Annotated in this window: 6 protein-coding genes; all 6 read right to left on the minus strand. The window is 37.3% G+C overall.

Going from position 1 to position 12,480, the window contains the following annotated elements:
• Positions 1 to 11: 11 nt before the first annotated feature.
• Complete coding sequence (locus tag VB798_RS14190; RefSeq protein WP_323259405.1) at positions 12 to 971, minus strand: DUF5627 domain-containing protein; 960 nt, start codon at positions 969 to 971, stop codon at positions 12 to 14.
• A gap of 40 nt (positions 972 to 1,011) precedes the next feature.
• On the minus strand, positions 1,012 to 2,802 hold the full coding sequence (locus tag VB798_RS14195) for a RagB/SusD family nutrient uptake outer membrane protein (protein WP_323259407.1): 1,791 nt from the start codon (positions 2,800 to 2,802) through the stop codon (positions 1,012 to 1,014).
• A 43-nt stretch (positions 2,803 to 2,845) separates the two neighbouring features.
• Entirely contained in the window at positions 2,846 to 5,815 is a 2,970-nt protein-coding gene (locus VB798_RS14200) for a SusC/RagA family TonB-linked outer membrane protein (protein ID WP_323259409.1), read from the minus strand.
• A 112-nt stretch (positions 5,816 to 5,927) separates the two neighbouring features.
• Positions 5,928 to 7,817: a RagB/SusD family nutrient uptake outer membrane protein gene (locus VB798_RS14205; RefSeq protein WP_323259411.1), complete on the minus strand. Its 1,890-nt coding sequence runs from the start codon at positions 7,815 to 7,817 to the stop codon at positions 5,928 to 5,930.
• 11 nt (positions 7,818 to 7,828) lie between these two features.
• A complete protein-coding gene (locus VB798_RS14210; RefSeq protein WP_323259413.1) occupies positions 7,829 to 10,978 on the minus strand; it encodes a SusC/RagA family TonB-linked outer membrane protein in 3,150 nt (1,049 codons plus the stop codon).
• A gap of 662 nt (positions 10,979 to 11,640) precedes the next feature.
• Positions 11,641 to 12,480, minus strand: a complete 840-nt coding sequence (locus VB798_RS14215) for a sialate O-acetylesterase (protein WP_323259415.1) — start codon at positions 12,478 to 12,480, stop codon at positions 11,641 to 11,643.

Consider the following 12,480-nt stretch of genomic DNA (forward strand, 5'->3'; position numbering starts at 1 on the left):
TAGACAAATCATTACTTTGCCACTGGCGAAAAGGTTTCCATTGTTACTGTACGATCACGCATAACGAGGGTATCTGAAGTAGAAATTTTCATTCCCGAAACATTTACTTCGTATTTCAAATACAGTGCATCTCTGTCTTTGTTTCCCCAACTATTTTTCTCTCCTTTTTTCACAAAAGCACCACTTCCTGTTGCAGTATAACCACTTGTTGCTGAAGCAATAGTACATTTTCCATCGCCTTCAAACTTTAGTGAAAGTGTCACAGATACATTTTTGTTGTCTTTGTCTTTGAATACTACAGGAAATTCTAGCTCGCTTAATGACTTCGTGGTAAGTTTATTTACTTCGTCACTTTCCACATATTTTGCATGACGCACCACTGTTTGATTAACAGTACCCGTTACAACGTCCTTTCCACGTCTGAGGTAATTTCCATGCCAAGGATTTACATATTTGATAGCATACAAAACAAAGTGTTTGCCATAAAGTATTGAATCAGCATCTGTTACACTTGTCATCGTTAAAGGAATGACATAAGTGTTTTTGATTGATTTCGGGTCAGCAAAAAAGGCGTCCGTTAATTGTACATCTACTCCACCTGCCAATGTGCCTTTAGGAATAATAATTTTATCTGAACCTAAAGTGAAATAATTACTAGGCATCGGAAGTACTTCATCTTTCCCTGCTCCGAATAGTAAACCATTTTTCAGCAATGAATTATCAACCGCAACTTTGATAGATACATCTTTTCTACTTTCGTAAACGCCCCCAGTTGTGGCATAAATTTGGCATTTGTGGGCATTATCCAAATCTGTATTCACATAAGTATCTTCGCCCAAAGTAATTGTTCTTACAGGATACTGATAAGCGAAATATACAGTTTGATATTTGAAATCTGGGAACTCATTTTCCGTATTGCAGGAGGCTAGTCCAATCAGAATCAATAGCGACATTAAAACTAAGTTCTTCATAAATATTAAATTTTGTCAATAATAAAATTATAGCTGATTATTAATTCCACCCTTCATTTTGTTCAAGTGCAGGGAACTTCAAGATTTCCGAATAAGGAATTGGTCCGTATTTCATATAGCTCTGGAATACTCTGTCTTGTACAGCAGGAAGTAAGGTATAAACACCATTTTGGATGCTTACTCCTTTGGCTGGTTCAGTTAGTTCAGCGTTCCAGCGACGTAAATCCCAGAATCTAAATCCTTCAAAACAAAGTTCTAAGCGACGTTCGTTGCGAATTAATGTCCGCATCATGTCTTTATTACCTTTTGCACTTTCCAGATAAGCATCGTTGTTGCTTGTACCAATGCCTGCTCTTCTTCGGATGGCTCTGATGATGTCATAAGCTGAGTAAGCATTTGTACCCGTACCTGTAGGTCCCCAAGCCTCATTAGCAGCTTCTGCGTAAGCCAAAGCAATTTCTGTATAGCGAATATGCGGTTTATAATGACGCTGATTGGTAGAAGATGTAGGATTCAGGTTTACATCTTGGCGTAATAATTTTCGCAAATAATAACCTGTTCTTGTTGAAGTTGCCACTTTATTAAGCGCATCATTGGTTGTACCATTAGCAGTGGTATTGATGGCTGTATTATTTACACCAGCTGTTGTACCATTCACAAGCACAAACATTTTCAAGCGTGGGTCACGATTAGTATATGGGTCGGCTGGATTGTAGCCACTGTTTGAGTTATTAATCGGATACCCATTCAGCATTGGAAACGCATCTACAAGGTTTTGAGTAGGATTAATACGTCCGTTACCAAATAATGTTGGTGGAAAATTAGCTTGTTCTAAATCTCTATTTTCTCCCCAGTTATTACGCCACAATATTTCAGGTGGATTAGCTCCGTCCTTAATATTTGCAATCTCAGCAGTATTGGCATACCAAGTAAGACCACTCGCTGCATTACTTGTTACAGCGTTCAACCCTCCATTCAAATTCAATACATTGGCAGCGTAGTTGGCGGCATCTGTCCATTTATTTGTATTTCCATTATTATAGGCTGGGCTGGCAGCTAGTAATGCAGCTTGCGCTCTTACTGCTTTAGCAATACGACCCGTAAACAAACCGCTGAAAGTAACCCCGAATGCACGGTTATACTGTTCAAGCGTTACTTGCCCGTACTTTGCTGGTATCAGAGATTCTTGCCCTAATGAAAAATTCTGATAGTCTAAAGGAAGCTTGACATCAGCACTGTCTAAATCCTGATAAATTTGTTTCATACAATCATCAAAAGAAGCTCTCGGAAGATTATAATTATCAGAAGTTGTCTGTGGTTTCAATAAAATAGGTACTCCAAGCATTGTCCCGCTTACTCCTTTACCTGCATGTGTTAGTAAAAGATGGTACATCAATAAAGCACGAAGCCCATAAGCTTCTCCTTTAATTCTAGTCGTAAACAATCTATTAGCCACTGGGTCTGTTACCCATTGAACTTTGTTTACTTCTCCAAGCATGATGTTCAAGTATTGAATTCCTGCAAAACAATTTGTCCATTGATTGGCTGGATTATTGTTGGCTGTCCATTGACCCGTTGCCATTTTTAGATAGCCATTGTCTTGGTCATTACTTACTGCGTCGTCAGTTGCCACGTCATTAAAAGACCATGAATTTGTTGGCACTCTGTTATAGCCATTGAGTAAGATACCGAATGGAAATCTTGAGTCACTTGGTAAATAAGCACTAGGATCTAACTGTCTGTTATTTTCAATAGCAGGTTCTATTAGGTCTTCGCAACCGGTCAGCAATACAGCAGCGCAAACCAGTAGTTTTAATATTCCTTTATTCATATAAAACATAGTATAATATTCAAAATATGATATTTTCAAAAACTTAGAAAAGGGCTTTTACGCCTAAATTGAACAAACGTGTTTGTGGTGCTGTTCCAACATTAAGTTGAAGGTCCATGATTTCACGATTATCTGAAACGGTTAGCAGGTTAAAACCATTGACATAAACTCCAAGTTCACGTACAAAAGATTTCATCTTTAATACATCTGTTAAATCATAGGTAATCTGTACTTTAGTCAAGTCAAAACGATTTGTTTTATAAATCCAGAAATCAGAAGAACGGAAATTATTATCGCTGTTCAACGTTGTCAGTCTTGGATATTTAGCCGTTTGTTTTGTTTCTTCTGTCCATCTGTCTCTAACTACTTCAGAATACTTATCTTCGCCATCCACCCAGAAGTATGAGCTACGACGCATATCATTGCCACCAAAACGCCCCACTCCCACTGCTAAAAAAGTAAGTTTTCTCCACTGAGCAGTAAGGTTTACGCCTAGAGTAAGCGGAACACCAAACCAACCACCTTTTCCTAAAAATACTTCGTCTTGTCCATTGATAATGCCATCACCATTTTGGTCTTTGTATTTAATATCTCCAGGTTTTACTTGTCCAAATGTTTGCGATGGAGAATTTACAATATCTGCTTGGTCTTGGAATAATCCTAAACTTTGTAATCCCCACATAGCATCAAGTGGTTTTCCTTGACGGTTTTGATAATCATCTTCATATAGTTCGGCTCTTTTAATAGCAGTGGTTTGATAATATGTACCATTCACGCCCAATGTCCAATTTACTTCACCATATTTTTTATTCAGCGTAGCCCCGAAGTCAAAACCAACACGCTTGTCTTCATTGTAATTTACATAAGGAATAAAAGAAGAAACAGGGAAACCAGTTGTAAAATAACTTGGGAATAAAACAGACGCCTGAATGATATTTCCTGAAATTTTATTCACAAAGAATGTTCCGTTTACTGTTAATAATCTTTTGAAAAACGAACCCTCAAACCCTACATTAATTTCTTCTCTTTTAGGGAATGTCATATTAGGATTATCACCTCTTCTTGATTCAGTGGCTTGAATACCCGTACCATCTTTCCAACCATACCATGAACCAGCACCAGTGTAAACACCTTGGTATAAATAGTAATTTGGAATATCCAAATCTGTATGTAAAATGCTAGCAGAAGCTGTCAATTTCAAATCGTCAACTACGTTAGAATTTTTAAGAAAACCTTCTTGACTCAATCTCCAGCCTAAAGAAATTGACGGAGAAAATGCTTGACGGTTACTTGGTGGAAGTTTAGCAGAATGAATGTAAGCAGTACTCAAATCCATATAATATTTATGCTTGTAGTTATAGCTTGCTAAAAATCCTAAATTGGCATTGCTCGTTTTGTGGTAAATCGCAGATTCTGATTGTTGAAAACCATTCGCTAATAAAATAGCAGATAAATGATGGTTTTCATTATAGGTTCTGTCATAATTTAATTGTCCTGAAAATGCAATCGTTTGGCGATATTTGTTTCCAGATACGTTCTGAGTTCCAGATTTTGCATCTTGGTTATAAACAGCAAGGCTACTAATTAAGTCGGTGCCACTGTATTTATTCCAAGTAGGCGAATAAGTAGCATAAGAATAATTATATGCCAATGTATATTCTGTAGCATAGTCAACTGCAAAATTAGATTTGAAGCTCAAGCCTTTCAAAACATTTTTGAGGTCGGCTTTAATTCCTGTATTAAATTGGAATTGACGGTTAGCATACTGGTTATTACCGCCAGAATAAATGGTTGCAATTGGATTCGTTTGGTCTAACTGAGTACCTCCAAGTAAATATTGTCCATCGATAATATTATTACTATTTTGAATTAAAAGCTGTGAAACTGCATCTTCTTTTTCAATCATGCTAAGTGGAATTAGTGGAGCAAAACGGTTCGGACGAACAGTTGTTGCGCTATTCCAAAAGTTAGCATTTACTCCACGACCAGTATAAAAAATAGCCGTAGCATCAGCATTCAAGCTTATGAACTCATTCAAATTGACATCAATATTTCCACGGAAATTAAGGCGATCTGAATTATTGTAGGTTTTTGCTTCTCCAAAATTCAAAAGTGAGCCAGACGTTGCAAATCCTAAATTGGTATAATACTTTACTCTTTCATTTCCTCCAGAAATTTCAGCCGTGGCATCATAACTGCCATAAGCACTTTTAAGATATTCTTGTGAGTAAAAATCTATATTAGGATAACGATATTTATTGATTCCTGAAGCATGATTATAAATATCGGATTCAGAATATAAGTTCGTCAATCCATCATTTCTGCGTGCTTCATTATACAAAGTCATATACTCTGCCGAACCCAAATATTTAGGATAAGCTCTAGGAACATTTACACCACTGTTTACTCTAAGGTCAAATCTACTTTTGCCCGCTACACCTCTTTTCGTAATTACATTCACTACTCCTTTTGCTGCACGGCTACCGTATAATGCCACAGCGTTTGCTCCTTTCAAAAACACAATTTGTTCAATTTCAGTTGGCATTACGTTGCCTGTCTCACGAGGAACACCATCTATCATAAACATATAACTTCCCATTCCCCAGTTACTATTTCCATTAAATCCGGGGATGAAAGACTCCATACCGTCTAGTGTGTACGTAAAGTAATTTTTTTTCAAAAGTTCCTTCACATTTACAGAAGATATTCCCCCAAGTAAATCTTGTTTATCGACATTGCGGAAAGCAAGACTTACTAGTTCTTGGTTTTCTTCTGGTGCAATGATGATTTCACCAATTTGTTGGTTTGCAGTAATGTATTTTGTTTGAAAACCTTTTGCAGTAATTGATAACACCTCATTTTTAGGAATTTCAATACTGAAAGTACCCAAAGCATCTGTGGTAACAGCTTTTCCGATTTCGTCAGAGCTACTTACGATAGCCCCAACAACGGGTTGTTTGTTCGAGCCAACCACGGTGGCTTTCATGTTAATCGTCGAGGTATTCTGTGCCATTATAGTAGCTTTTGAAAAAGCCAGCAATGCACATAAAACCATAATTATTTTTATAAACTTCATTTCTTGTTCGTTTATCTATTGATTATCTCATTATATGATTTGCCTCCCATTACCAGCCAGGATTCTGAGAAAATTCCAGATACAAATTCACGTCATTCACCTTCAATGGTAACCAGTTATGTTTTGCAGTAAATTTGCGTTCTAAAATGACAGACTCTCTGATGTTCAAAACTCTGTTTTCTTTAGGGTCTTTTGCTGGATCAAGTGCTGTGGCTCTATCAAATTCAATTGATTTTTTTAGCGTATAAGGATTTTTAGAAATCATCAACCAACGACGGAGGTCATTGAAACGATGTCCTTCAAAAGAAAGCTCAACAGCACGTTCACGTCTTAATTCTTCCATGTAAACATCCAAAGAACCCAAGAACTTGGCATCTACATGCCCCACTCCTGCTCTATCTCTAATGACGTTGATGGCATCTACTGAAGTTTTAGAATAAGTTCCAGCTTTGCCCATCGCCGAACCATAGCCTTGTGCAGCAGCTTCAGCGTACATCAAATAAATATCCGCTAAACGCATATATGGTAAGTGGATATTAAGACTTTTATCATAGCCATATCCTTGGTCATACTTGTTTACTGTTCTTGGAACAAACTTGAATAATAAATATCCTGTACGACTACCCGTAGCAATGTCACGATAAGAACCTCCAGTATGTAAATTGGCATAACGGTTGTTAACCTCACTAGCATTGGGAATACTTCCTGTTACCATTCTCACACCATCGAAAATAATATCATTGTAAAAACGTGGGTCTCTGCCTTTCCAAGGATATTCTGGGTTATAACCAGATTCTGAGTCGGCTTTGGTAATGTCCTTAATTGGTAATCCGTTAGCCATTCCGTAATTGTCAACATAATTGGCTGTTGGCAAGAATTTCACATCGCCTTCACTGATAACGAGCGGGCTATATTGCTTACTTGTTCCCCAGTTTGAGCTATTTGCACCGTAATAAGGTCCACGGAAAATAGCTTCTGTTCCGCCAGGAATTTGCCAGTTCTGACCAGTCGTATAAAAGTTCGTATAATATTGTGCAAAAGGAATCAAGCGGTAAGGAGCTTCGCCACTTTCACATAAATTGAGCAATTCAGCAAAGGCTTCAGCAGCTTTTTTGCAATATTCAGCATTATAAGTAGTACTTCCACCTGAGACAGAATTCATCAATGGACTACCTGCCCAAAGATAATTTTTACCCAAATAGCCAAGTGCCATAATCTTGTTGATACGCAAGGTGTTCTTACCCAATGTTCTTTTACCTGCCGTTGTGTTGTCCCAGTTAGTTGGTAATAAATTAGCAGCTTCTCTAAAATCTGCTGCGGCTTTATCGGCACACTCGCTGTATTTAAGACGTGGCAAAGTCAATTTCTGGTCTCCGGGTAATACTTTATCAATATATGGAAGTCCTCCAAAATATTGCATAAACATAAAGTGGTACCATCCTCTGAAAAACAACAATTGACCTTTGATTAAGTCTTTTTCTTCTTGCGTGGCATCAGTCAATTTATCAATATTTTCCAAACCCAAATTAGCTTTACGGATACCATACCAACCTAGTCCCCAAAGTGATTTCGTAAAGCGGTCATCGTTGGTTTGGTTATTGTTACGGTCCATCCAACCAGCTTGCCAGCCGTCAAAATTGCGTTGCCAGCCCCAAAAATCACCATTATCAATTTTCACACCAAAGTGAAAATTCTGAGCCGTAGATTGTATCTCATCTTCTCCCCAGTTCCAAGAATTAGTCCAATAACCATTAGAAAAATCTGGAATTGTATGGTAGAGTTCTTCGGTAAAGCCCTGAAAATTTACAAAGTTTTTAAAGGCGTCTTTTTCAGATACCAGAGATTGAGGATCACGATCCAAAAAATCTGAGCATGAAGTAACGCCAAAAGTCATAGAACAAACTACAGCTACACACAAAAGTTTTATGCTCTTTTTCATGATTTTGTTAATTAGAAAGTAATGTTTAAACCCAAGTTATACCTCTTTACTGTAGGGTAAGCTCCTTGTGAAGCCCAACCAGTACCAGCAAAATTCGACTCCCTGTCATCTGGCATTTTGCTCCAAGCAAGCAGGTTGTTACCGTTCAGATAGATTCTCAGACTGCTAAGTCCTAATTTCCTACTAAGTTCTGGGGTTAATGTGTATGCTATTTCAGCATTTTTTAATCTTACATAAGAGCCATCGTACATATACTGTGTCCCTCTATAATCTCCAAAAGGAGTTGATAACCAACGTGGAATAGGCGTTCCATTAGGATTTGATGGCGACCAGTATGCTCCTTCTTGATAAACCGTATGGCTCTGTGAACTTAAACTTGTAAAAACTACTTGACGAGTAGCATTATTTACTGCATAAAACTGTACAAAAGCTGATAATCCCTTCCAGTCTAAACCAATAGTTGCATTGTAGGTATTTTGAGGCCAACCAGTATGTCCGTAAGGAATTCTATCTTGCGTATCAATCACTCCGTCTCCATTATAATCAACCAAGTAATAGTTGCCTAATAGTTTTTGGTTGTCGTTTACGTTGTGCATCGCACTTCCATATAACTGATCCCAGCTATTATACAGCCCTTTACTTACAAATGAATAAGCTTGGTCAATTTGCATTCCTTCTGGTTTCTGATAATCTGGAAGCAATTCTGGCGTGGCACGTTCTAAAATTTTGTTTTGAGTATGGGTCATGTTAAGGTCTGCCCACAAACGGAACTTCCCTACATTTTTATTCAAATGAAGCTCTAACTCATAACCACTTGCTTTAACAGCACCTAAGTTGGCTACTGGCGGAGATGCTCCAAAATAACTTGGAACGTCTGCTCTTCCTGTCAACAAAATTTTACTTCTGTTATCCTGAAAAAAGTCAGCTTTACCTTTTACAAAACCTCTGAAAAGTTCAAAGTCTAAACCCAAATTGAATTTCTCTGATTGCTCCCATTGTACGGTTGGGTTACCTACTGTAGCTTGCGAATACCAAGTATATGGGCTTTGTTCAGCACCTTCACCAGTTACTCCCAATCTTGACCTTCCACCATAAGCCCATTGTTCTAAGTATGGCCATCTTACGCCTAGATTATCAAAACCTGTTTGTCCATAAGACATACGAAGTTTCATCGAATTGACAAATTTCACCGAATTCATGAATTTTTCATTCGATATAACCCAGTTAGCTCCTCCAGAAGAGAAAAAGGCAAAACGGTAATCTTTCGCAAATTGTTCAGAACCATTATAAGCTCCGTTGTACTCAACAGTGTACTTGTTATTGAATGTATAAGTAGTTCTAAATACCCAGTCTTCTCTGTAAGAAGGAATTGTACTACCACTTGCAAACACGTTTCTGTTTGTTAAACCCATCAAGGTTATGTTATGTAAACCTGCAATGGTTTTATTATAATTAAGTTGTAATTGATAAAACAAACGCCGCTGGCTTGCTCCGATACTTCCTGCTGCTGGCGCCCACTTGATTCCTTCTTGAAAATCAAAGCCAGTAATACCATCAACAGCTTGTTGGAAGGTTTCAACACCTGTTTCAGGATTTACCCACTTACGTTGAGTACCATTGTAAAGGTCATTCACTCCACGGTCAGATTCTACAAAAGTATTATCTAAAGAGATTGTCCCTGTAGCTCTCAGTCCTTTCACAAGCATATCCAAATCTTGATCTAAGGTAAAATCTGTCGTTATACGAGCAGTAGTTTGATATTGCAAACCGCCAATGGCAAGGCTCAATGCCGAGTTTTCTGCTCTTGCTTGGTTAGGTGCGTAAAAACCCCATGAACCATCTGTGTATTTTGGTAAAAACAAATCGGGAGCGGCACTGTAGGCATCAATCCACGGACCATATTGACTTCCAGAGAATCCCCAAGGACTTTTTCTTACTCCATAAGAACCCGAAAGGTTGGTTTTAAAGAGCGTACTTGGTGTTAATTGGAAATCTAAATTACTACGAACATTCAAACGGTTGAAACCAAAACCTTGCTGATAACCTCTTTTATTGTCATAGATTTTGAACAAATCGGCTTCTTGTAGGAAATCTGCACTGGTGAAGTATTTCACTAGATTGGTTCCACCGCTAATATTCAAATTGGCATTGTTTGAAATGGCATAATCGTTGAACAATGCTTTTTCCCAGTCAACATTAGGATAGCGTTCTGCTTCTGCTAAATCAGCTGGATTACGATACTTGTTAAGAATATCCTGAGGCAAATAATCTCTCCATCCTTCAGGTCTTGTCACAAGTTCGTATTCGATTGCCTCATTTCTAATTCTTAAAGCATCATAAGAATCATACTTTTGAGGTAATTTAGAAGGCGCTTTTACGATAGTGTTTATTGTCGCTCTGATAGAAGCTTTACCTGTTTTACCACGTTTGGTCGTAATCAAAATTACACCATTCGCACCTCTCGAACCAAAAACCGCTGTTGCCGAAGCATCTTTCAAAACAGTAACTGTTTCTACAGAACTGATATCCACACTGGTCATCGGGCGTTCTACGCCATCCACTAAAATGAGGGGTTCTGAATTGTTCCAAGAACTACGACCACGAATAAGAATCTGTGGATCTTCCGCACCGGGAAGACCAGTACTTGCATTGGTAATTAAACCCGGTACATTTCCTGTCAACGCAGCTCCAATACTTGAAACACCTCCTGCACGTTCTAGTTCTTTACCAGTAGTTTGGGTAACAGAAGCAACAACTCCTTCTTTCTTTTGCTTCCCGTAGCCTACCACTACCACTTCATCTAAAGCAGATTGGAATTCCTCCAACACGACATCAATGCTTGTTTTGTTTCCCACTAAAATCTCTTGTGTTTTGTAACCAACTGAGCTAAAAATCAAGATTGATTTTGATGAACAAGCAATTGAAAATACTCCATCTTTACTCGCACTAACTCCACGGTTAGTACCCTTGACACTAACGGTTGCCCCAGGGATTCCTTCTCCTGAAGCTGACTTAACAGTCCCTTTCACTGTTTGAGCTTTTAACGAAAAGCCCGAAAACCCAATCAAAAGCGACACACACCATACAACCAAGTATAGTTTTTTTCGAGTGATTGAAATAGTTAGGTTGAATTGTTTCATAGGTAAATAAATATGATTCATTTAATAAATAATATGAAATTACTTTTGCAAAGTAAGTTGATGGCTAAAAAATAGAGTAGCACTAATCACTAAATATCTATTACAAATGTTCAGTAATCTTGGAAAGTGTCTATTTAACACCATTATTGTTAAATAAAACAGCCTCTATAGAACACTTTTGCTAAAATCATCAATAATTCATGTTAAAAAAGGATAGAGATCTATACGTCTAATATCATAACTTTCTCTTTATTTAGAATTAATTTTGGTTGCCTAACAATAAAGAAATTTGTTATTTGAACGTTATTTTTTGTCTTATTTTCTAAGCAATTAAAGCGAAGAATTCGACCTAAAAGATGGTACTATGAGCATCATTTTTTTACTTCTCAGCAGCAAGTCTCCAATAGTTTAGAACTCATTTGATTATATTTTGGAGTTTATAAAATCAAGATTTCTGGGATTATCAATCGAAAAGAAAACAACTAGAAATATCAGAAGAGAGTAATCAATGCGTTCCATTCTTAAAGAGTTATTATAGCAAAATTTGAATCTCTTAAAGCAACTCAATCATAAGAATTTTTTAAATAAACTAAATAAAAAATCCAACCAGATACTGGATGGATTTTGTTGTATATATATCAAAAACCTATTATCGAACGATGTCTGATAATAGGTTTTTCAAATTAAAATCCCATCAGCGAAAGCATCTTTTCAGCATAACGTTTGCCTAATTCACGATAACCTGCTGCATCAAAATGAAGGTTATCGGCTGCATCAGTACAACCACTTGATGAAATGACATGTGCATTTTTGATGGTTTCTGGTAAAGTGGCTATAATTTTATTCATGCTTGCACAAATACCTCCTTGGTCAGCATTTACGGTTTCTCCAGCTAATAAAGGTACTTTTTTAGGTTTCAGATGAAGGTCTTTCATTAGATTGCCATAGACTAATTTAACCTTTTTAGTCCACAGTGAATCATTAGTATTAGATTCTCCTTGGTGCAACAAAATGCCTTTAATCACGCCATCTTTTTGTGCAATTTTTGCCATTTCTACCAATCGACCATAAGGATTTCCATCATACTCTTTCACCATATTTTTCAACCAATTTGGTGACTTCTCTACATACGATTCATAGTTATCCTTATCGAATAACTCAATTTTACAGCCTCCAATCGAAACATTGATAACGCCTACTCTAGCATTTTCAGGAAGTTTGGCAAGCATGGCTCTTCCAAAATAGTCAACAGGGGTAAGTCCTGTACGACAACGACATAAAGGCGGTACAGCCGTGTACCAATTGCCTTTACTTCTTCCTAAATTGGGGCAATCTACAGCTTCTAATACTTGAAATCGGCTATCAACATTTATAGTATCTTGAGCTTCAAATTTGGCATTTCCTTCCATGTTGGATTGCCCAAAACTAAGGAAAATATAAAAGTTTTTGTCTTGCGAAAAAGCATTAAAACTTGTAGCCAATAGCCCAATTATTATTAAAAAATATACTCTTTTCATTGCCAT

It is taken from the genome of Arcicella lustrica, assembly GCF_034930985.1.
Lineage (GTDB): Bacteria > Bacteroidota > Bacteroidia > Cytophagales > Spirosomataceae > Arcicella > Arcicella lustrica.